Source organism: Hymenobacter siberiensis, assembly GCF_018967845.1.
GTDB lineage: Bacteria > Bacteroidota > Bacteroidia > Cytophagales > Hymenobacteraceae > Hymenobacter > Hymenobacter siberiensis.
Genome location: NZ_JAHLZZ010000001.1, coordinates 123,407 through 143,577, shown reverse-complemented (window position 1 = coordinate 143,577; position 20,171 = coordinate 123,407). Strand labels below are relative to the sequence as shown.

General features: G+C 57.1%; 22 protein-coding genes. 8 read left to right on the top strand and 14 right to left on the bottom strand.

What is annotated here, in order from left to right; translation table 11 throughout:
• The first annotated feature begins 6 nt into the window (after positions 1 to 6).
• The 4 genes from bamA (at position 7) to KQ661_RS00645 (ending at position 5,054) form a co-directional block, all read left to right on the top strand.
• Positions 7 to 2,529 carry an outer membrane protein assembly factor BamA gene (gene bamA / locus KQ661_RS00660; RefSeq protein WP_317196047.1) on the top strand — a complete coding sequence of 841 codons (2,523 nt, stop codon included), beginning with the start codon at positions 7 to 9 and terminating at the stop codon, positions 2,527 to 2,529.
• A gap of 38 nt (positions 2,530 to 2,567) precedes the next feature.
• The gene (locus KQ661_RS00655) at positions 2,568 to 3,245 is read left to right on the top strand and encodes an OmpH family outer membrane protein (protein WP_216678887.1); all 678 of its coding nucleotides are present in this window, start codon (positions 2,568 to 2,570) and stop codon (positions 3,243 to 3,245) included.
• A gap of 41 nt (positions 3,246 to 3,286) precedes the next feature.
• Complete coding sequence (locus tag KQ661_RS00650) at positions 3,287 to 3,925, top strand: OmpH family outer membrane protein (RefSeq protein ID WP_216685386.1); 639 nt, start codon at positions 3,287 to 3,289, stop codon at positions 3,923 to 3,925.
• Between the two features lie 73 nt (positions 3,926 to 3,998).
• Positions 3,999 to 5,054 (top strand): RluA family pseudouridine synthase, encoded by a 1,056-nt coding sequence (locus KQ661_RS00645; RefSeq protein ID WP_216685385.1) that lies wholly within the window; start codon positions 3,999 to 4,001, stop codon positions 5,052 to 5,054.
• A 78-nt stretch (positions 5,055 to 5,132) separates the two neighbouring features.
• Here the strand turns inward: KQ661_RS00645 and KQ661_RS00640 are convergent, their stop codons facing one another.
• The 8 genes from KQ661_RS00640 to mazG form a co-directional block, all read right to left on the bottom strand.
• The gene (locus KQ661_RS00640; protein ID WP_216685384.1) at positions 5,133 to 6,755 is read right to left on the bottom strand and encodes a tetratricopeptide repeat protein; all 1,623 of its coding nucleotides are present in this window, start codon (positions 6,753 to 6,755) and stop codon (positions 5,133 to 5,135) included.
• Between the two features lie 54 nt (positions 6,756 to 6,809).
• The gene (locus tag KQ661_RS00635; RefSeq protein WP_216678883.1) at positions 6,810 to 7,802 is read right to left on the bottom strand and encodes a PstS family phosphate ABC transporter substrate-binding protein; all 993 of its coding nucleotides are present in this window, start codon (positions 7,800 to 7,802) and stop codon (positions 6,810 to 6,812) included.
• Positions 7,795 to 8,067, bottom strand: coding sequence for a hypothetical protein (locus KQ661_RS00630; protein ID WP_216678882.1), 273 nt, complete (start codon positions 8,065 to 8,067; stop codon positions 7,795 to 7,797). The genes KQ661_RS00635 and KQ661_RS00630 overlap by 8 nt, the downstream gene beginning before the upstream one ends.
• A 358-nt stretch (positions 8,068 to 8,425) precedes the next feature.
• A complete protein-coding gene (locus KQ661_RS00625) occupies positions 8,426 to 9,253 on the bottom strand; it encodes an energy transducer TonB (protein ID WP_226915670.1) in 828 nt (275 codons plus the stop codon).
• Positions 9,250 to 9,786: an ExbD/TolR family protein gene (locus tag KQ661_RS00620; RefSeq protein ID WP_168671221.1), complete on the bottom strand. Its 537-nt coding sequence runs from the start codon at positions 9,784 to 9,786 to the stop codon at positions 9,250 to 9,252. Before KQ661_RS00620 ends, KQ661_RS00625 begins: the two co-directional genes overlap by 4 nt.
• Before the next feature lie 52 nt (positions 9,787 to 9,838).
• Positions 9,839 to 10,471 carry an ExbD/TolR family protein gene (locus tag KQ661_RS00615; protein WP_168671220.1) on the bottom strand — a complete coding sequence of 211 codons (633 nt, stop codon included), beginning with the start codon at positions 10,469 to 10,471 and terminating at the stop codon, positions 9,839 to 9,841.
• A gap of 88 nt (positions 10,472 to 10,559) precedes the next feature.
• Entirely contained in the window at positions 10,560 to 11,441 is an 882-nt protein-coding gene (locus tag KQ661_RS00610) for a MotA/TolQ/ExbB proton channel family protein (RefSeq protein WP_394369597.1), read from the bottom strand.
• A gap of 270 nt (positions 11,442 to 11,711) precedes the next feature.
• Entirely contained in the window at positions 11,712 to 12,569 is an 858-nt protein-coding gene (gene mazG / locus KQ661_RS00605; protein ID WP_216678881.1) for a nucleoside triphosphate pyrophosphohydrolase, read from the bottom strand.
• Positions 12,570 to 12,644: 75 nt separating this feature from the next.
• On the opposite strand from mazG, the gene glmM reads away from it, so the two are divergent.
• Together glmM and KQ661_RS00595 are read left to right on the top strand one after the other, a co-directional pair.
• The gene (gene glmM, locus KQ661_RS00600; RefSeq protein ID WP_216678880.1) at positions 12,645 to 14,042 is read left to right on the top strand and encodes a phosphoglucosamine mutase; all 1,398 of its coding nucleotides are present in this window, start codon (positions 12,645 to 12,647) and stop codon (positions 14,040 to 14,042) included.
• Positions 14,043 to 14,183: 141 nt separating this feature from the next.
• Positions 14,184 to 15,359: a cysteine desulfurase family protein gene (locus KQ661_RS00595; protein ID WP_216685383.1), complete on the top strand. Its 1,176-nt coding sequence runs from the start codon at positions 14,184 to 14,186 to the stop codon at positions 15,357 to 15,359.
• On the opposite strand, the gene KQ661_RS00590 is transcribed toward KQ661_RS00595, so the two are convergent.
• The 5 genes from KQ661_RS00590 to KQ661_RS00570 all read right to left on the bottom strand — a co-directional run bounded on the left by KQ661_RS00590 (position 15,356) and on the right by KQ661_RS00570 (position 17,592).
• Positions 15,356 to 15,985: a hypothetical protein gene (locus tag KQ661_RS00590; protein WP_216685382.1), complete on the bottom strand. Its 630-nt coding sequence runs from the start codon at positions 15,983 to 15,985 to the stop codon at positions 15,356 to 15,358. The genes KQ661_RS00595 and KQ661_RS00590 overlap by 4 nt on opposite strands.
• Positions 15,958 to 16,206: a hypothetical protein gene (locus tag KQ661_RS00585; protein WP_216678877.1), complete on the bottom strand. Its 249-nt coding sequence runs from the start codon at positions 16,204 to 16,206 to the stop codon at positions 15,958 to 15,960. The genes KQ661_RS00590 and KQ661_RS00585 overlap by 28 nt, the downstream gene beginning before the upstream one ends.
• A 198-nt stretch (positions 16,207 to 16,404) precedes the next feature.
• Complete coding sequence (locus KQ661_RS00580) at positions 16,405 to 16,554, bottom strand: hypothetical protein (RefSeq protein ID WP_216678876.1); 150 nt, start codon at positions 16,552 to 16,554, stop codon at positions 16,405 to 16,407.
• Between the two features lie 56 nt (positions 16,555 to 16,610).
• On the bottom strand, positions 16,611 to 17,108 hold the full coding sequence (locus tag KQ661_RS00575) for a hypothetical protein (RefSeq protein ID WP_216685381.1): 498 nt from the start codon (positions 17,106 to 17,108) through the stop codon (positions 16,611 to 16,613).
• A gap of 31 nt (positions 17,109 to 17,139) precedes the next feature.
• The gene (locus tag KQ661_RS00570; protein ID WP_216685380.1) at positions 17,140 to 17,592 is read right to left on the bottom strand and encodes a DUF2157 domain-containing protein; all 453 of its coding nucleotides are present in this window, start codon (positions 17,590 to 17,592) and stop codon (positions 17,140 to 17,142) included.
• A gap of 116 nt (positions 17,593 to 17,708) precedes the next feature.
• On the opposite strand from KQ661_RS00570, the gene KQ661_RS00565 reads away from it, so the two are divergent.
• On the top strand, positions 17,709 to 18,374 hold the full coding sequence (locus KQ661_RS00565; protein ID WP_216685379.1) for a hypothetical protein: 666 nt from the start codon (positions 17,709 to 17,711) through the stop codon (positions 18,372 to 18,374).
• 83 nt (positions 18,375 to 18,457) lie between these two features.
• Entirely contained in the window at positions 18,458 to 18,910 is a 453-nt protein-coding gene (locus KQ661_RS00560; protein ID WP_216678872.1) for a PRC-barrel domain-containing protein, read from the top strand.
• Positions 18,911 to 18,928: 18 nt separating this feature from the next.
• On the opposite strand, the gene KQ661_RS00555 is transcribed toward KQ661_RS00560, so the two are convergent.
• Positions 18,929 to 20,122 (bottom strand): T9SS type A sorting domain-containing protein, encoded by a 1,194-nt coding sequence (locus KQ661_RS00555; RefSeq protein WP_216685378.1) that lies wholly within the window; start codon positions 20,120 to 20,122, stop codon positions 18,929 to 18,931.
• Between the last annotated feature and the right edge of the window lie 49 nt (positions 20,123 to 20,171).

Sequence of the window (20,171 nt, the reverse complement as noted above, 5' to 3'; positions counted from 1 at the left end):
TTTATTGTGCGTAATTTTTTTATCAAGTGTGCGCTTTTGATGGTGGTATTGGCCGGCTTGATAGCGCAGCCAATACACGTACAGGCGCAGCAGCAAGCAGCCGCCGGACTCGATGAGCCCAAGAAATATGAGCTAGGGGGCATTACCATTAGCGGTGCCCGCTACCTCGACCCCAATACCCTGATTGGCTTGACTGGTTTGCGCGTGGGCGACCCCATCAGCATTCCAGGCGAGGAGATTGGAAAATCCATCCGGAAGCTGTGGGCCCAGGGCATCCTCGGCGATGTGAGCGTGACGGTGGCTCGATTCGAGGGCAATAAAATATTCCTCGACTACAACCTGAAAGAGCGGCCGCGCTTGTCAAAATTTACTTTTACGGGCATTAAAAAAGGACAAACCGAAGACCTGACGAAAAAAATCACCCTGATTCGGGGCAAGGTGGTGACGGATGCTCTGATGAACAATGCGCGGACGCAAGTGCGCAAATTCTTCGTAAACAAAGGCTACCTCGATACCAAGGTTGGCATTGTGCAGGTTGCCGATTCCAGCTTGTCAAATAGTGTGGCCCTGCGCATTGACGTGGATAAAGGCTCGAAAGTGCGCATCCATGAAATTGCCTTTGAAGGCAACAAAGCCTTTACGGACCGTAAGCTGAAGGGCAAGCTCAAGAAGATCAAAGAGCGTAAGCCGTATAAATTCCTGACCCCCGGCAAATTCCAGCGTAGCGATTACGAGGAGGACAAGAAGAAGCTGCTGGAATTCTATAATTCCGAGGGCTACCGCGACGCAACCATCGTGAGCGATACGCTTGTGCGGGACGATAAAGGCCTGGCCTTGCGCATCACCGTAGACGAGGGCCCCAAGTACTACTTCCGCCACATTACCTGGAACGGCAACTACCTGTATGACGATAAGACGCTGGCCAATGTGCTGGGCATCAAGTCCGGTAGCACTTACAGTAAGGAGATTCTGGATAAGCGCCTGAACTACAATCCGACCGGGCAGGATATTTCTTCGCTGTATCTCAACGACGGCTACCTGTTCTTCACCATCGACCCGGTGGAAACCAAGGTTGAAGGCGACTCAATTGACATTGAAATGCGCCTGAATGAAGGGGTACAGGCCCACATCAAAGACATCAACATATCGGGCAATACCAAAACCAGCGACCACGTGCTGCGCCGCACGCTGCGCACGCTGCCCGGCGATAAATTCAACCGGGAGCTACTCATCCGCTCACAACGCGAAATTGCTACCCTCGGCTATTTCGACCCGGAAAAAATTGGCATCAACCCCATTCCCAACCAAGCCGATGGCACGGTTGATATCAACTACACGGTGGTAGAAAAGCCTTCGGACCAGGTAACGCTGTCGGGGGGCTGGGGCGGTTATGCCGGTTTTATTGGTACGGTAGGTCTTGTTTTCAACAACTTCTCACTTCGCAAAGCCGGTACGCTGCGTAACTGGACGCCTGTGCCCTCCGGCGATGGCCAGCGCCTGTCGCTCAACGTACAGGCCAATGGCTTGCAGTACCAGGCTTACTCCTTGTCATTTACCGAGCCCTGGCTGGGTGGCCGTCGGCCGAACTCCTTCTCATTCAGCCTGAATCACAGTGTGCAGCGGACGGGTGCGGCACTAGATGCAGCTTCAGACCAGTTCATTAAGGTGAACAGTGCCACCGTGGGCCTGGGCCGCCAGCTTCGCGTGCCAGATGACTACTTCACGCTCAGTAACTCGCTGTCGTACAGCCAGTATCAGACACAAAATTATGCGGTGATTGCCGGGGCTGCTTCGGGTACGTTCAACAATATTACCCTGAATACCACGCTGGCCCGCAACAGCATCGACAATCCCACCTATACGCGCCGGGGTTCATCGCTAAGCCTGAGCGTGAACCTGACGCCGCCTTATTCGCTACTGAACCCCGACCATCCGAGCAACAACCAGTGGATTGAATTCCACAAATGGATGTTTGATGCTTCGTGGTTTACCCCGATTGTGGGCAAGCTGGTACTGAACACCCGCGCCCACTTTGGCTACCTGGGAACCTATAATTCCAAGCGCGACGTGGGGCCATTTGAGCGATTTAAAATGGGTGGTGCGGGCCTGGGCTACAACGGCGGCGGCAACTACCTGGTGGGTACCGACTACGTGGGCCTGCGCGGCTACGACGACCCCAACGCGACCTTCGCCATCCCGACGGCGCAGTCTGGCCAGGCCGGTGGCATCGCATTCAACAAGTACGTGCTGGAGATGCGCTACCCCGTCAGCCTCAACCCGGCCGCTACGGTGTACGTGCTGGGCTTTGCCGAAGCGGGCAATGCCTTCGGCTCCTACCAGAACTATAACCCCTACAAGCTGTACCGCTCGGCTGGCGTAGGCGCTCGTATCTTCATGTCGGCCTTTGGTCTGCTGGGCTTCGACTTCGGCCATGGCTTCGACTCCGTGATACCGCCGATTGGTACTCCGGCCGGCACCAAGCAAGACCCCAACCACTTCCACTTCATCATTGGCCAGCAAATTCGCTAGCAAGGCACTAGCGAGCGGAGTTTCACGTTTCCTCCCGTATGAAGAATTTTGGCGGCCTGATACTGGCCTTGTTGTTGCTAGTTGTTGCACCAGAAGCCCAGGCCCAAAAATTTGGTTGGGTCGATTCGGAGTTCATCATGGCTAAAATGCCGGAGTACGCTAAGGCCCAGCAGGAGCTGACCCTGCTGTCGGATACCTGGCAGAAGGAAATTGAAACGCTGCAAAAAGACCTCGATAAGCTGCATCGGAACTATCAGAACGAAGAAGTTGTGCTGACGGAGGCCATGAAGAAAAAGCGGCAGGACGAAATTTTGCTCAAGGAGCAGGAGTTGAAAGCTTATCGCAACAAACAGTTTGGCTACGAAGGGCAGCTATTCAAGAAGCGCCAGGAATTGAACAAGCCCGTGCAGGACAAGGTATTTGAAGCCGTCGAAAAGGTCGCCAAGAAGAAAACGCTGGCAGTGGTTTTCGATAAATCCGGCGACCTGACCATGCTCTACACCAATCCTGCGCACGATTACACCGAATTTGTGCTCGAAGAGCTGGGCCTGGGTGCTGAAGACCGCAACCAGCCCGGCCCCAAAGGCGCGGTGAAGACGGTGGCCCCACCAAAAACACCGGTTGACCCTAACTTTGAATCGGACTCGGGCACGCCCGAGGCTGCCCCGGCAACCAAGCCGGCAGCCAAGCCAGCGCGTCCGACCAAAAAGAAGTAATTACCTTTGCCCCAATATTTTTCTGACCCTTTTTCTTTTTGATGAATCTCGTGAAAATCTTTCGTCTGACGCTCGCCGCCGCTCTGCTGACCGCCGGAACCCTGGCTGCCACTTCCGCGCAGGCCCAGGCCCCCCTGAAAATTGGCTACACCGATGTTCAGTACGTGTTATCCCAGATGACCGAAAGCAAACAGATTGAGTCGGAGCTCAAAACCTACAACGACCAACTCGCGGCCCAGCTGAAAAGCAAAAGCTCCGAGTTCGAAACCAAAGTGAAGGATTATCAGCAGAAGTCCGGCACCATGACGGACGTAGTGAAAGCGGATACCGAAAAGGAGCTGCAGCGTTTGCAGCAGTCCATTCAGGAGTTTCAGCGCACTGCCGAACAGTCGCTCCAGCAGAAGCAGCAGACGCTGCTGAAGCCGGCGCTGGACAAGCTGCAGAAAAACATCGACCTCGTTGCTGACGAGAACGGTTTCACCTATGTGTTCAACTCCGATGGTGGCGGCAGCCCGCTGCTGTTGCATGCTCCTAAGGATGGCGACATTTCGGACCTCGTATTGAAGAAAATGGGCATTACGCCCGGTGCAGCCGCTCCCATCAAGTCGGGCCCGGCCTCGCCTGTTAGCGCGCCGGTTACACCTGGTGTGAACAAGACCAAGACTAAAACCAAGAAGTAAGCGGCAACCGCCGCCTGCCTAAAAAAGCCGGAGCATTTGCTCCGGCTTTTTTCATATACCACCAATTTGGGAAATGATAGACGACGAATTTGAGGCGGATGAGCTGCTCGACAGCGAAGCCGATGAGGAAAATGGCGATGAGCTTTACGAGCATCACCGCATCATAGTAGACCGTGGCCAGGAGATGCTGCGGATTGATAAGTTCCTGCATAGCCGGCTGCGTAATACTTCGCGCAACAAGGTGCAGGATGCCATTCGGGCATTAGCAGTAGAGGTGAACGGAGTGGCTGTGAAGCCCAATTATCGGGTCAAGCCGCAGGATGTTATTACCGTCACGCTACCCGAGCCGCCGCGTGAAGGCCGGGTAGTGCCGGAGGAGATGCCCCTCGACATTCGCTACGAGGATGCTGAGCTGCTTATCGTGAATAAGCCCGCTGGCCTTGTGGTGCACCCGGCGTACGGCCACTGGCAGGGCACGCTGGTAAACGGCCTGGCGCATCACCTCGCCAATCTACCTACGGGCCGCAACGGGGAAATCCGCCCCGGTCTGGTGCACCGCATCGACAAGGATACGTCGGGCCTGCTGGTCATTGGCAAAACCGAGTTTGCCATGACGCACCTGTCGTTGCAGTTTTTCCATCACACCATTCAGCGCAGCTACCTGGCATTGGTGTGGGGCACTCCGCCCGGCCCCACGGGCACAATAACCGGCCACCTGGGCCGCAGCATGCGCGACCGCAAGGTGCAGGCCGTTTATCCCGGCGGCGAGCAGGGCAAGCCCGCTGTGACGCATTATGAGGTGTTGGAGAACTTCGGCCCGGTAACGCTGGTACGCTGCGTACTCGAAACCGGCCGGACTCACCAGATTCGCGCCCACATGCAGTACCTCGGCCACCCCCTGTTCTCCGATGCGACCTATGGGGGCGACCGCATTCGCGTGGGCCAGAATAATGGCACGTACCGGGCATTTGTCGAAAATGCTTTTCAGCTGATGCCGCGTCAGGCGCTACACGCCCGCTCGCTCGGCTTTGTGCACCCAACTTCCGGCGAGCAGCTGCTATTCGAAGCCGAGCTGCCCGAAGATTTCGCGGCAGTGCTCGAAAAATGGCGCAACTGGGCTGCTACCTAAAACTGAGCCCACCCTATAAAAACGAAAAGGTCCCAACGCATTGCGTTGGGACCTTTTTGCATAAGTGACAGGTAAGAATTACTTCTTCTTCGGCGCAGCCTTCTTAACTACTGCCTTGGGCTTGGCAGTGATGATGTCCAGGTTGCTCTTGGCACCCTTGTTCTCAGGGTCCAGAACCAATACCTGCTCGAAGTATGACTTGGCTCCGGCTTTATCACCCTGCTGGAAAGCATATACACCCAAGTAGCCATAGGCCTGCACCAAACCTTCGCGGAATTTAGCCGGCTCGGCATCTGCTGCTTTCGAGAGTTCGATGTACTTCTCGTAGTTCGGCTTGGCCAAGCCCTGCTTGCCTTCCGGGTCGCGCTGAGCGTTCACCGAAGCCCGGTAAAGGTATGCCGGAGCATACGTGGGCTTGGCGATGTTGATGATGTTGTACACGCTGTCAGCCTCAACGTACTGTTTGTCGCTGCTGAAAGCCGTAGCCAGACGGAACTGGTCAGTCAGGTCGCCGCTGCATTTGTTCAGCTTGTACTTATACACGCTGATGGCACCTTTGTAGTTTTTCTGGTTGGCATAAATGCTGGCCAGGTCGTTCTGAAAGTCGCAGGCCTTAGACGGGTCCTTTGCGATAATCTTGCCGATAAGCGCTACCGCTTCCGGGCCTTTACCCGTTTTGCTCAGGATTTTGGCCTTGTAGATGTAATCTTCGGAAATAATCTTATCGGCTGGTACCACCGACATATAGGTGTCAATGGCGGTAGCCGCTCCTGCAAAGTCACCAGTTTCATACAGCAAATAAGGCTTCAGGCGGTTCATGGTAAGGTTTTGCGGGTCGTTTTGCAGCACCTTATTTACCTCCGTCAACGCCTCCTGGTACTTCCTGGTCAGATACAGGAACGAGGCGTATTGAGCATTCGTCGAAGACGAATTTTCCGCCAGGTCGGTGTATTTCTTGAATGTGCTCAAGGCCAGGTCATACTGGCCGGCGTAGTAGTACATGTCGGCCAGCTCCCGGTAGGCCGGTGCGTAGCTGGGGTCAAGCTCTATGGCCTTGCTCAGGCTCTCACGGGCCGCGTTGAAGTTGCGCGAGCGCACGCTCAACACACCTTTCTTGTAGTAAGCCTGGGCGAAGCTGGGGTTTGCCGCAATAGCACGGTCAAAGCTGGTCATGGCCTCTCCACCACCCTGGTCAGAGTGCAGGAACACATCACCACGAGCAACCATCAGGGCCGGGTCATCCTTTTTATAGGCGGCCTGAGCCGCATCCATGTAAGTCTGGGCTTTGCCAGTATTCTTACCATCAATCTCCCCATACGCCTGCGCTATCATGGTGAGCAATTTGGCATCTTTGTTCTTGGTCGCCTTCGCAGCGGCATCAAACTGAACTTCAGCCGGAGCAATCTGGCCTTTGGCCAGTAGCGCACGGCCGGCAGCTACTTGGCCGAAAGGAGTGGAGCCCGCTGCTTTGTTGAAGAAATAAGCAGCCGAATCGGCCATATCACGCATCTGATAAAGGCGGCCCAGCTCGAAAGCAGTTTCGGGAGTGGAGCCGGGACGCAAAATGGCGCGGGCTTCGTTGTACCGACCCAATTCAATATCGCGTTGGGCGGTTTGCACGTTTTGGGCGGTGGCCGCCGTAGTACCTGCTACCATTGCAACGGCAGCGAGCAGCGGCTGTTTCCAGGGCTTGAAACTCATAGGAGAAGAAAAAGAATGAAAAAGCAATGAAAAATTTTTACGCGAAAAGCGTAATTACAGTTTAGGCGTGGTAATAATTCGGGCCTGCATCTGAGCCGGTAGTAATCCCGACTTCTGAAAAATCAGCTGTCCGTTCTTGCCTGCCACGAAAGATGCAAACCCTGTGCCTAATCCTGCGCGCGCTTCCCGACTGATGATGTAAAGGTTGCGCCGGAGCGGGTAATTCTGCAAATCCGGGTCCTGGGCCAGCTGCTCAGGCGTCTTTTCGGCCAGGTATGCTTGGTAGGGCTGAATATAGTCGTTAGGCTTTGGGTTGGGGCGGGACGTGATGCTGGCCACCCGGACCTTATTGGCAAACGTCATGGCAGTCGGGTCGTCCCGGTCTGAAATCCAGTTTACCCCCACTACTCCAATAGCGCTGGGATGCGTTGCAACATAATCAAGCAGGGCAGGGTTCGAAGTTGCGGCAAATACCCGGCTGGTGAGCGGGGCACCATGCGTCACCGAATCGAGCACGAAGCGCGTCGTGCTGCTCCGGTTTGCATCGAATACCACATTGATGGACGACAGGCCCTTCTTGCCGCTAATCTGGTTCCAGCTACCGGTTTTGCCCGTGAAAATATCGGCCAGCTGCGCCACCGTCAGCAACGAATCCGGATTGCTGCGATTAAGTACGATGGCCAGGCCATCGATGCCAATACGGATAGTGCGCGGCACAATAGTTTGCTTGGCTAAATCAGCCTGCTCTTCCGCGTTCAGCTCGCGCGACACCACCGCCAGCTTCACCTTATCGTTGATGAGGTCCAGCATCACCTTTTCCTCCGGCTGAAAGCTCATCTTGACATGAGCATTCGGATAAAGCTTAGCAAACGTATCTATCTGCGCCTGCAGGATAGGCGCAAACGTTTCATCCACGCTCACCGCAACATTGCCGCTGGTAGTGGTATCCTGAGCTCCTGGCGACCCTGGACCATTGCAGGAGGTAATGGCAAGTGCTCCGGCCAATACCGTAGCTCCGGCAGTCAAAAAGTGGGCACATTTAATCATTATCGTCAGAAATGGTTTTTTTGCGAAAATGGGCCTGGTAGCCTCGGCCAAAACGGACCAGCCCATAGAGAATGAATACAGAACCCAAAATCCGGCGGGTTATTGGGCCAAGCTGAACCAGTCCCCCAACCGAAGGACTATTGGCCGACCACCACAGCCATACCCCAAGGCCCATGTAAATGGAGGCCATCAGGAGCACAAAGTAACGCACTAGCCGCTGGGGCGACTTACCAAGCCGCTCCTCAGTAGTAGGTAAGTTGAGCATAAAAAAGAAAATGCAGAAATGGAGATATAATAAACCCGAAAAACGCGGGTAAAGGTTCGGCGCATCAGCTTGGAGCTCCCATACCAGCCTGCAAAAAAGCCAAAAAATAGCTGCTTTTCATAGCGGACAACTCACTTGGTTTGTCTCGTAATGTGCTCGCAAATGAGTTTGGTAGTTAGTCAACAGACGGCTTTCTAATTGAAGTTAGCGCCCTACAACGAACTATTGCTGCCTATCGGTACCTGTGGAGCAACTTTTTGTACATGCCCTGAGGTGGTGTGTAATAAAAAACCCTGGACCGAGCCATGAAGCTCAATCCAGGGTTTCCGCTACTTCTGAAAAAACCAGAAGTAAGAAACTATTGAATTTTGAAGGTAATCGGTACCGTAAACGAAACGCTTACTGCACGGCCGTTCTGCTTGCCGGGGATGAATTTAGGCAGGGTTTTCACCGCCCGCATCGTTTCCTCGTCAAGACCCGAACCCAGGCCTTTTACCACTTTCACATCTGAAACGTCGCCCTGCGGGTTTACCGTAAAGCTAACGAAGATGCGACCTTCAACTTGGTTGCGAAGTGCCAGCGGGGGGTATTTCACCGCCTTCTGGATGGCGTTTACGATAGCACCGTTTCCACCACCACCGGGCAGCTGAGGCATTTGCTCTACGTAGGTGTAGACTTTGTTCTCAACTACTTCTTCAACCACTTTGTCGCCGGGACCCGAAAGTTCGGACAGGTCAGGAGCATCCGTGTTACCTTTTACGGTTACGGTGGCCACCGTCTTATCCTTCAGCTCCTCCTGGTCCGGAACCTCTTCCTTCTTCACTTCCTCATCCTTCTTCACCACCGGAGGAGTGAATTTGATGGTGGTAAGCTTGGGGGGAGGGGGTGGCGGCGCCTCGGGGGGCGGCGGGGGGGGCGGCGGCTTGGTTTCGTCCAGGGGAGGAGCGTCCATCAGCACGTTCTCCTTCAGATTCTTCGCGGGCTCCTTCGGCATCTTTTCTTTCAGATACTGAGCGATGAGCGGGAAAGCAATCAGAAGGACAAACAGCGCCGTAGCAATAATCAGCGCCCGGGTTACGTGGCGCTGATACAGGCGTCGGAGCACATAAGCGCCGTAGGCCTTGTTGCGACCCTCAAAAACGATATCGTTTAAGCTGGCTTTCGCAATTTGCGCATTGTCCATCATAGGGCTGAGTCTTTAATAAGGTCCAGGTCGTCTTTGGGTACCTTCACCAGCGCGTATTTTTTCTGGTTCGTGATGTTCATCTCGTCCAGAATATCCACCATGTTTTTATACTTGGCGTCTTCACTTGCTTTGATGAGGATGATGGGGTCCGGCTTCTGGCGCTGGCGGTCCAGCAATACCTGCCGAATGCCGGAAGCGGAGAAGTTCGTCACCTTCAACTCAGGCTTGGGTACCGTTTTGTCGTTGGGCGTATTCAACCCGAAGTAGTAATACGCCTTGTTGTCTTTGCCAAGGATGATGGTCATGGCCTGCGAGGCCTTGATTTTCGTGTCCTCGACATCGTCGGTCTTCTTCACCGGCATCGTGAGCTGCATCACGTTGGGCTTGGCGAAGGTGGTGGTCAGCATGAAGAAGGTGAGCAGGAGGAAGGCCAAGTCCACCATTGGGGTCATGTCGATTTTGGTCGACATTTTCTTGGCCCGCTTCTTCCCACCTTTTCCACCGGAGTCGGCTTTGCCTTGAATTTCTGCCATGGAATTTAGTTAAGTGAAAGGATTGGGAATGAAGCAGTAGCAACAACCAAAATTATTTGGCGGCGGCTACTGGCTTGTTTTCCATATCCGTGATGAGATTGAAGCGGTTGATGTCTCTTTCCTGCAACACTTTGATAACCTGCTCTACCGTAGGTATGTCAGCATTGCCATCGCCTTTGATAGCGATGTAAGTAGGCTTGTGGAAGATGGCCTGGTTAGCTGTACGAGCTGCAAGTACCCAGTCAATCAACTGGTTATTGAGCGAGTCGAGCGGAACACCGGGCTGCTGGGCATTTACCTGCTTGCGGTCTTCCTTTTCCATGTTCAGGTAAGAACCCAACTGGCTGATAGGCAAGCCAAAGTTGGGTAGGTTGCTGAACTCCTTGGCTTGGGCTGCGGTGAAGTTTACGCCGTATTTGGCGCCTACTTTCTGCAAGGCCTGAATCTTGGTTTGCGGCGCATCGACACCAAAGAAGACGCGCTTCTTGTTGTCGATGGTGAGCGTGATTACGTTGTTCTCGGGCAATTTAAGCTCCGAAGTCGACGAGGGCGTGTCCACTACCACAGTCTCTTCGGGGGCAAACTTGGTGGTGAGCATGAAGAATGTCACCAGCAAGAAAGCCAGGTCCACCATCGGCGTCATATCGAGCGACGGTGAGGTACGGTGCGGTTTTACTTTGGGCATTGCGAGGTGGGGGTAAAAGGGGGCGATTCATTCCGGAGAACGAACCGCCCCGCGTTTTAGTGCATCAGCAGTTTGCTAACAAACGGAATTAAACCGTTTGGGCGTTCTGCTTATTGCCGTGTTGAGCGGCAAAGGTTTGGATGATGCTGAAACCGGCCTCGTCAATGCTGTAAGTCAGCTCGTCAATCTTGCTGGTGAAGTAGTTGTAGGCTACGATGGCCAGGGCCGAAGTACCGATACCCAGTGCCGTGTTAATCAGGGCTTCCGAGATACCGTTTGCCAGAGCTACTGCATCGGGAGTACCGGCCTGCGCCAGAGCGGCGAAGGCACGAATCATACCGAATACCGTGCCCAGCAGACCCGTCAGCGTGGCAATAGAAGCCAGCGTCGAGATGATAACCAGGTTTTTCTCCAGCATGGGCAGCTCCAGGGCGGTGCTTTCTTCGATTTCCTTCTGGATGGCGAGGATTTGCTGGTCAGTGGCCATCGAGCGGTCACGGCCCATCTCGTTGTATTTCATCAGGCCGGCTTTCACCACGTTAGCTACCGAGCCTTTCTGCTGGTCGCAGGCAGCGAGGGCGCCGTTGATGTCATTGCTGTTCAGCTTCTGACGCACGGTGCGCACAAAACTCTCGATGCTCTTGGAGCCTTTGGCCTTGCTGATGGTCAGCATCCGCTCAATCGAGAAGGTGATAACCATGAGCAGCATCGACATCAGAATCGGCACTACAAAACCACCCTTAAAAACTACCCCGAGGTAGTCGCCGGGGTTGGGGTTATTCTCATTGTTGCCGCCTTGAAAGTGGCTTGAGTCGCCTAGCACGAACTTATAAATGAGGAGGCTGACAACGTAAGCAAGGATGATAACCAGGACGGAGAACAGCGAGGCACCACCGCTGCTTTGGGCTTCGGCTTTGGCGGCCGTTGCGGCGGGCCGGGGGCTCGTATTCATGGCATTTTTCTGTTCCATTTGTTCCGGATTGTTTGGGGGTTGTTGTGTGAAGTATTTGAATTGAGTGGGTAAAGAAAATGCAAAAAGTTGGTTAGGAGTGCAGGCGTTAGCAAAAAAGACAATCGATAATCCCGTTCCGAGAGAAGTCGAATAGCACTTATCAAAGTCTAAATTACCCACCGAGCCCACTTAGTTGAGCAAACCTAACCAAAAAGCGCGGCCTGACCAAAGAAAAGTTGCCAGCGCCCACTAGAATTACCATGAAAGTTGGATGAAGCCTCCCCAATGCTAAACCGTGCCTTTGGGTTGAGCAGGGCGTCGTTTGGCTTCTTCCCAGTACACATCCATCTGGGCCAGCGAGAGGTCGGCGAGGTGCTGATTATTGGCGGCAGCGGCCGTTTCCAGATACTGAAAGCGGCTGATAAACTTGCGGTTGGTGCGCTCCAGTGCTTCTTCGGGATTGATGCCGGCGAAGCGGGCAAAATTGACCAGCGAAAAGAGTAAATCGCCAAATTCATCGGCCGCTTTTTCAGCGTCCATCCGGTCGGGATTGCCGTGGCTGTACTCGGTACTAAACTCGTTTAATTCTTCCTGCACTTTGTCCCATACCTGCTCGGGCTGCTCCCAGTCGAAGCCCGCGCCCCGGGCTTTTTCCTGAATACGCATGGCCTTTACCAGCGCAGGCAGGGAAGTGGGTACCCCGCCGAGCACCCCGTTGGTATTGCCTTTTTCTTTGAGCTTGAGCTGCTCCCAATTGCGCTTTACCGTCTCCTCGTCGTGGGCCTGCACATCGCCGTAGATGTGCGGGTGGCGGTAAATGAGCTTCTCGCACTGGGCATTGAGCACGTCGGCAATGTCGAAGGCGCCTTTTTCGGCGGCGATGCGGGCGTAAAAAATCAGGTGAAGCATGACATCGCCCAGTTCCTTTTTCAGGTCGGGCAGGTCGTCGCGCAGAATGGCGTCGCTGATTTCGTAGGTTTCCTCGATGGTGAGGTGCCGCAGGGTCTGCAGGGTTTGTTTTTTATCCCAGGGACATTCAGTGCGGAGGCGGTCGAGTACGTCGAGCAGGCGGCCGAATGCTTCGAGCTGCGCGGGCCGGCGAGCACTGGTAAGCAGAACATTAGGCGAATTTGTGGGGTTTTCCATTGTTCCAAAGATAAAAGTCCGTGCCGCCAACCGGTTGCTAATGCCTAATTTTGGTCTTTCAAATTAACTACCTCCGTGACTTTAATCAAATCTATTTCCGGTATCCGTGGCACTATTGGCGGGCCGGTGGGCCAGGGCCTCACGCCGCTCGACGTGGTGAAGTATGCCGCCGCGTATGGTACCTGGGTTAAAACCCAAAATACTGATAGCAAGCTGATTATTGTCGGCCGCGATGCTCGGATTTCGGGCGATATGGTGAGCCGCCTGGTGGCCGCTACGCTGCAGGGCCTCGGCCTCGATGTGTGCGACCTCGGCCTGAGCACCACGCCCACCGTGGAAATGGCGGTGCCCGCCATGAAGGCGGCCGGCGGCATTATCCTCACGGCTTCGCACAACCCCAAGCAGTGGAACGCACTGAAGCTGCTGAACGCCATCGGCGAATTTATCTCGGAAGCCGATGGGCAGCAGGTGCTGGCCTCGGCCGAAAACGAGGACTTTGACTTTGCGCCCGTGACCAAGCTGGGCCAGTACACCACGGATACCACTTTCTTGGAAAAGCACATTGAAGCTATTCTGGCGCTGCCGCTGGTGGACGTGGAAGCCATTAAGGCCCGCAACTTCCGGGTGGTGGTGGATGCCGTGAACTCGTCGGGGGGCTTTGCCGTGCCGCAGCTGCTGGAAGCGCTGGGCGTGACGACCATCGAAAAATTGCATTGCGAGCCCACCGGCGACTTTGCCCACAACCCCGAGCCGCTGCCCGAGCACCTGCGCGACATTGCCAAGGTGCTGGAAAAAGGCGGCTTCGACCTCGGCATCGTGGTAGACCCCGACGTGGACCGCCTGGCGCTGGTGAGCGAAAACGGCGAGATGTTCGGCGAAGAATACACGCTGGTGGCCGTGGCCGACTACGTGCTGCAAAGCTTGGGCGGCGGCAATACCGTGAGCAACTTGAGCAGCACCCGCGCCCTGCGCGACGTGACCGAGAAGGCCGGTGGCAACTATTCGGCCGCCGCCGTGGGCGAGGTGAATGTGGTGACGAAAATGAAGGAAACCAACGCCGTAATCGGTGGCGAAGGCAACGGGGGCATCATTTACCCCGAACTGCACTATGGCCGCGACGCCCTGGTTGGCATTGCGCTGTTTCTGACGCACCTGGCCAAAACCGGCCTCACGGTGAGCCGCCTGCGCAACTCGTACCCGAGCTATTTCATCTCGAAAAACAAGATTGAACTGACGTCGGACATCAACACCGACGACGTGCTGGCCAAGATGGAGCAGCGCTACGCCAAGCAGCCCGTGAATACGATTGACGGCGTGAAAATTGAGTTCGATAAGGAGTGGGTGCACCTGCGCAAGTCTAATACCGAACCCATTATCCGCATCTATGCCGAGTCGGATTCGAACTCTACGGCTGATTATCTGGCCCAGAAAATCATTGGTGATATCAAGGAAATTATCGCCGCAAAGGCGTAGTTAGTCGGGGTGTTGCGCATTTAGCGCGGCTGCTGTGGAGTAGTTTCAATTCGAAAGCCCAAATTTGTATTTGTGTATAGCTTGAAAGAAGCCGGGTGCACCCACACCCGGCTTCTGCCTTTTTCTGCTGAAACGATTCCTATGAGCACAATTTCCCCCAACGCGCCCGCTTTCGTTTATTTCGACAATGCCGCTACCACGCCCCTCGACCCCGAGGTGCTGGAGGCCATGCTGCCCTTTCTGAGCCAGCACTACGGCAACCCGAGCAGCCTGCACGGCCCGGGCCGGCAGGTGCGCGCCGCCATCGAGAACGCCCGCAAAACGGTGGCGCACCTGCTGAATGCCGCTCCGGCCGAAATCATTTTCACGAGCGGTGGCACCGAGGCCGACAATTATGCCGCCTTTGGCAGTGTGCGCACACTGGGGCTAAAGCACGCCATTACCTCGCCGATGGAGCACCATGCCGTGCTGCACCCGTTGCAGGTACTGGCCAAAAGCGGCGAGATTGAGCTGCACTACGTGAAACACGACGCGCAGGGAACCCTGGATTTGGGTCACCTGGAGGAGCTGCTGGCCACGCAGTCGCGCACGTTTGTGAGCCTGATGCACGCCAACAATGAAATTGGCAACCTGAATGACATTGCCGCCATTGGTGATATCTGTGCCCGCTACGATGCCGTGTTTCACACCGATACGGTGCAGACGATGGGGCATTACCGGCACGACGTGCAGCAGCTGAAAAACCATTTTCTGGTGGGTTCGGCCCATAAATTTCATGGGCCGAAGGGGGTGGGGTTTATCTACACCCGCAGCGGCTTGCGGGTGAGTCCGCTCATTCACGGCGGCTCGCAGGAGCGCAATGTGCGCTCGGGTACGGAGAACGTGTACGGCATTGTGGGCTTGGTCAAGGCGCTGGAAATCGCGGTGCGCGACCTGGCCGCCCACCACGCGCAGGTGCAGGCGTTGAAGACCCGCTTCATCGAAAAACTCCGCGCCGAGGTGGAGGATGTGCAGTTCAACGGCCTGTCGGAGCACGCCGATAAGAGCCTTTACACGGTGCTGAGCGTGAGCCTGCCACCGTCGGCCATCAGCGAAATGCTGTTGTTCAACCTCGATATCAGCAAGGTGGCGGCTTCGGGGGGCTCGGCCTGCACCAGTGGGGCCCAGGCGGGCTCGCATGTGCTCGAAGCCCTGGGCTGCGACCCCGGCCGTGCCACCGTCCGCTTTTCGATGAGCAAGATGAATACCGAAGCAGAAGTGGACTACGCCGTGGCCGTGCTGGCCAAGCTGTACCGGCCGGTGGCAGTGCAGGGTTAAAACTGCCCGGTGGCCCCTCCGCCACCCGATTGCCCACCGCCGAACTCGAAGCCACCCAAGGCGGGCGCATCGAGTGCGTGGGCAGTTTGGGCCTGAATCAGGTTTTCGAGGTTGAAGTGGCGTGGCTCATCGTCGGGCAGCGAGGTGAGGCCGAAGCGGGCGGGGCGTAGGGCGCGGAGCAATGCGCCGGCCAGCAGTACCGTAAGCAGAGCGCCAGTCGCTACGGCGGCTATTTCGGGCGGTAGCAGCGAGCGGTAGTGCCGCAGAGTGAAGATGGAGAATGCCAGTGCCAACAAGCTCAGCAGGAGCAGGGGGCGGTCGGCCCGGCGCAGGCCCAGCGTGATATACAGAAGTGGAATGCCCGCCGTGAATAGATAGAAGAGCGGCGCAAACGGTATTTGCACAGATACATTGAGGCTGTGAAGCTCGGCATTCCCTTCGCACACTACCAGGTAGTTGCCGCCGAGGTAGAATACGGCCAGGGTCAGTACCTTCAGCATGAGCAGGCAGCTGGTGTAGTAGTCGGCCAGGGGCGTGCCGGCCACGCGCCGGGCCAGCATGCGGTAGAGGAATAGCCCGCCGGCCGCCGTGGCCATTATCAGGAAAGGCAGCAGGGCCTGCCCCACGGACTTTGCAGGGCCGTAACACTCACCAAGAGCAGCAGGACAGCAAAAGCGGCTGCCGTGACCAGCGCATCGGCATAGCGCAGGACCGCCGCTGCCAGTAGCGCCAGTATCAGGGTGAGCGGAACCAGCAAATGGCCATCGGTGACGCGAAACGATGCGTAGTAACCGCTCCACAAATAGGTGCTGAAAATGTAGGGAATCAGGCTGCCCGCCGCAGCCAAGCCTACCTATAGCAAGGTGTTATCGGCTCCGCAGTGGTAGAGGCGGCGGTCTTTTATCAGTAGTTCCAGCATGCCAAAGCATGCCGCACAGCTAATGATACCGCTCGCGATTGGCAGCTTATGGCCAATCAAAAAAATGAAGCCGGATGCCATGCTTATTCCCAGCAATGCAAACAGGAACAGGCCCACCCGCAGGGGCTACGCCGGGCGGTAGTACTCCAGCGGATATGCCGCTTCAATGGCCTTTAGCTGGTCCTCACCAAGCAGCTGCTGGCGCTGCCAGCGTGCCGCCCGGGCGCGCAGGGCAGTATGAAATGCCCAGTTGGGGTTGTAGGCTTGCCTGTTCATGGCTGAGGTAGGGGGGAGGGGAGCAACAGGCGCCGCCGGGCCGTGCAGGATTTTCCTCACATTGAGGAAGAACAACACGACCAGCAGGGCTGACAGCGGTAATAGCAGGAAGGGGCCATCAGTACGATGGTGTCATCGGGAAACAGCAGCACCAGCTGCACCAGTAGGTAGCAGGCGCCGAAATAAGCGTAGCCCGCCGCCAGCACCAGAAACCAATACGACTGCGTGCGCCGGGCGTATGAGTACAGACCCGCGCACAGCCCCAGCATGAGTGCCACCGTGCCTTGGCCCACCAAAGGCTGCTCGTGAAAAGCCGCCCGTACCAGTGAAGTCGCCAGCGCGGCCAGCGCCAGGTTGCTGCCCAGCAACAGGTACGTGAATGCGAAATGCGCCTTGCGCCCCCGGTACTCCGAGTAAAAACCCGTCAGCATCAGCAGCCCGCCCAGGCCGACGGCGGCCCCGCGAATATGGTCGCTCCAGAACTCGTTTTCGGTGAGCACGGCCAGCGGCGCTACCGTGAGGCCCACCCACGACGCCAGCGCGGTAAGGCCCATGGAGCACCTCCCCGGTGGTCGAACCAATAGGCTAGCGGCACGAAAACCAGCGCCGGCAGCGCCGTGGCCAGCCCGTAGCGGTTGCCGAAAAACTGGTATTGGTACTGTACGTAACCCTCCAGCACCACCAGCACCACCAGCAGCAGGTAGCCAGCAGGAGGTAGTCGGCCCCCACTGAGGTTTTAGAAGCCACCCCCCCAGGTGAAGGGAGCGGCGCCGCGTAGGTGAAGCACGCGGCCATGAGGGCGGCAATGAGGGCGATGATAATGCCGTGCCCAATGGTGTTGATATGCTGGTACACCAGCACGTCCAGGCCGCCGGCCAGCAGCGTAATGCCCAGGTAAAGCAGCGCCCGTAACTCGTAGTGCAGGGAAAATGGCTGGGTGCGCTCGCTGGCGATAATGCGGGTGGTCTGGGTCGGTGGCAGCAGCCCCCGCGACTGTAAGTCAGCCAGGTAAAGGGTGGATGGTGGTGGTGAAGGCATTGGGTGGGGGCGCCGACCCTGGGTGGCGGGCGTAGCCGCAAGTATGCTACCGGCCGCGCAAATCGGCTATTTTTCGCCGCACCTCGTAAATTCAAGCCATTCTCCCAACTCCCGATATGGCTGACATCAACATTCAACGTAAAAAATCGGCGCCCAGCCCGTGGCTGCTGGTGCTGCTGGCGGCCGTATTAGTGGCGGTAGCTGCTTATTTCTTCCTGCGTTCCGACCCGGCCGATGAGCCCGCGCCGCCCGTTGCCGCCTCGGATACGCTGGGGGCCGCTGCGGCCGTAGACCAGGCTGCGCGCCGGGAGACCGTTGATGGCATTCCGCAGGGCGATACTACCCAGGGTGCCGCGACTGCCGCCGGTAGTTTCGAAACGGCCGCCTCCCTGGCTACACAGGCCGCCTCCGACCCGGCCGCGCCCGATTACGCTCGCAACGGCCTGCAAAAACTGACCGGCGTGCTGGTTTCCCTCACCGACCGCGACGACCTGCGCACCCCTACCACCACCGAGCAGCGCGACAACCTGACCAGTGCCACCGCCCGCCTCGGCGAGCCCAATACCAGCCTGCGCCCCGGTTTCGTGGCGGCGGCCGGTCTCATCCGGGCCATGCAGCAAAAGGCCTATCCCGAGCTTGAAAATGAGGCCAATACGTTGGTGAGCCTCGCAGGGCAGCTATCTGGCCGTAGCGCTACGGCCCCCGAGCAGCAGCAGAACCAACAGTTCCTAACCCAGGCCGCCGCCGCCGTGCGCGTACTTAGCGAGCCAGCTCAGCGTTAGGTTTCTGGTTTCTCGTTGCTGACTTTGTGCGGCTAACGATTTGAACCAGAAGCCAGCAACAACAAACCAGAAACGTATTTGCTATGGAAACTCCCGTTCTGCGCCGCTTGCGCGACCTCACCGATTTTGAAGTGGCCGACGACAACCCCGACGTGCGCGGCTGGACCGTGCGGGGTAGCGATGGCCAGGCCCTGGGCACGGTGTTCGAATTGATTGTGGAGCCCGAAGCTATGAAAGTGCGCTACCTGGACGTAGCGCTGGATGGTCGCTTCCAAACCAACGAACACGAAAACCACATTTTGCTGCCCATTGGGGCCGCTTCGCTGGATGAGGATGGCGACAACGTGTTCGTGCCCGCGCTCAATGAAGCGTCGGTCCTGAACTACCCGCCTTACATCGAGGTGCAGATTACCCGCGAGTACGAAGAGGCCATGTTGCGGGCGCTGGGAAAAGAGGCTGCCCCTGCCAACCCGCGCTTCTACGAGCAGGACTCGTTCGATACGGGCAGCTTCTATAACCGCCGCCGGGCTTCCTGATCCGGAGCCGGACGGGCTTTATTGCCGGGCAATCTGGCGGGTGAGCACCTGTCCATCGGGTAGGCGCAGGCGCAGCACGTAGAGGCCCGGCGCCAGCCCGGCAGCATCGACGCGCACGGCGCCCACGCCAGCCGCCGCACTGGTAATAGCAATTGCCTTGCCCAGCATGTCGTGGCAGCGGATTTCAACCGGCAGCACGTTGCCGCTGATGAAAAAAGCATCGGCACTGGGATTGGGGTAAATACTGAAGTCGGCTTCCGTGGCGTGGCGGGTGGCCATAGCGGTGCGGGTGGGCGTAGCCAGCCAGATGGTGGCATTGAGCAGCAGGCGGGCATGGTCGCCGTTGGCTTCGGCTGCCCAGCCGTCGTACAGGTTATTGCCGGGCGCACCGGTGCCATCGTCGGGCGGCGAAGAATCGCCCAGGGCAGCTACCCGGCCCTGGCCGTAGCGGGCCCGCGCCACAATGGCCCCCGTGGCACCGGTAGTAGCCACGCTGGGCCGAAACAACACGCCGCGTACGCTGGCATTGGCGGTGGGAGCGAGGGTGATGCTGGCCCCGTTGTGGTATTCCATGGCCACCGGGTTGCCGGCGGGGCCGTGCAGCAGCGAGTCGGCGGGAGCTACGGCCGCGCCCACGCCGGTCGTGAAGGAGAGGTTATTGAGGTCGAAGGTAATGCCGAAGGGATTGACGGGACTGGCCGAGGCCATGAGGTCGTTCCAGATGGCGGGCGAGTCCCAGCCGTCGCCGTTGCGGTCCGAAATGGTGTGGTCCGAAATCATGAACAGGCCGCCGCCGCTGCGCACATAGTTCAGGATGGCCGTTTTTTCGGCCGTGGTATAGCGAATATTCGGCTCGTCCACGATGTAGGCGGCGTAGTAATGCAGGTCCTGGGCATTGGTGGCATCGTTGTAGGTGATGCGGCCGCTGCCCGGCAGCGTCTCAACCTGATAGCCGCGCTTCACCAGCGCAATGCCCCAGGAGGAGAGTGCGCCGGTCCAGTAGCCTTCGGGCGTGCTGGCCGTAACGGTGCTTTGCAGCGGCGTGGGCAGGCGCTGCGGGCTACCCGACACGTCGGCGTCAATCACCCAGTCGGCATTGCCGGCCGTTTCGGCCTTGGTGGCGTCGAATAAGATTTTGACGGCTTGTTGAGCTTGGGCCCGGGTGTCGGCCAACAGGCCGAAAGCAAGTGCTAGTGTGTAGCGAAAGCGCATTTACGTGGGAATTTGCTGATTAATAAATCTTAAAGCTACTATAGCTGCG

Coding starts and splice junctions, on each gene's coding strand:
- KQ661_RS00655 (WP_216678887.1), top strand. CDS start 2,568: ATGAAGAATTTTGGCGGCCTGATACTGGCCTTGTTGTTGCTAGTTGTT.
- KQ661_RS00650 (WP_216685386.1), top strand. CDS start 3,287: ATGAATCTCGTGAAAATCTTTCGTCTGACGCTCGCCGCCGCTCTGCTG.
- KQ661_RS00645 (WP_216685385.1), top strand. CDS start 3,999: ATGATAGACGACGAATTTGAGGCGGATGAGCTGCTCGACAGCGAAGCC.
- KQ661_RS00640 (WP_216685384.1), bottom strand. CDS start 6,755: ATGAGTTTCAAGCCCTGGAAACAGCCGCTGCTCGCTGCCGTTGCAATG.
- KQ661_RS00635 (WP_216678883.1), bottom strand. CDS start 7,802: ATGATTAAATGTGCCCACTTTTTGACTGCCGGAGCTACGGTATTGGCC.
- KQ661_RS00630 (WP_216678882.1), bottom strand. CDS start 8,067: ATGCTCAACTTACCTACTACTGAGGAGCGGCTTGGTAAGTCGCCCCAG.
- KQ661_RS00625 (WP_226915670.1), bottom strand. CDS start 9,253: ATGATGGACAATGCGCAAATTGCGAAAGCCAGCTTAAACGATATCGTT.
- KQ661_RS00620 (WP_168671221.1), bottom strand. CDS start 9,786: ATGGCAGAAATTCAAGGCAAAGCCGACTCCGGTGGAAAAGGTGGGAAG.
- KQ661_RS00615 (WP_168671220.1), bottom strand. CDS start 10,471: ATGCCCAAAGTAAAACCGCACCGTACCTCACCGTCGCTCGATATGACG.
- KQ661_RS00610 (WP_394369597.1), bottom strand. CDS start 11,441: ATGGAACAGAAAAATGCCATGAATACGAGCCCCCGGCCCGCCGCAACG.
- mazG (WP_216678881.1), bottom strand. CDS start 12,569: ATGGAAAACCCCACAAATTCGCCTAATGTTCTGCTTACCAGTGCTCGC.
- KQ661_RS00595 (WP_216685383.1), top strand. CDS start 14,184: ATGAGCACAATTTCCCCCAACGCGCCCGCTTTCGTTTATTTCGACAAT.
- KQ661_RS00580 (WP_216678876.1), bottom strand. CDS start 16,554: ATGAACAGGCAAGCCTACAACCCCAACTGGGCATTTCATACTGCCCTG.
- KQ661_RS00575 (WP_216685381.1), bottom strand. CDS start 17,108: ATGGGCCTTACCGCGCTGGCGTCGTGGGTGGGCCTCACGGTAGCGCCG.
- KQ661_RS00570 (WP_216685380.1), bottom strand. CDS start 17,592: ATGCCTTCACCACCACCATCCACCCTTTACCTGGCTGACTTACAGTCG.
- KQ661_RS00565 (WP_216685379.1), top strand. CDS start 17,709: ATGGCTGACATCAACATTCAACGTAAAAAATCGGCGCCCAGCCCGTGG.
- KQ661_RS00560 (WP_216678872.1), top strand. CDS start 18,458: ATGGAAACTCCCGTTCTGCGCCGCTTGCGCGACCTCACCGATTTTGAA.
- KQ661_RS00555 (WP_216685378.1), bottom strand. CDS start 20,122: ATGCGCTTTCGCTACACACTAGCACTTGCTTTCGGCCTGTTGGCCGAC.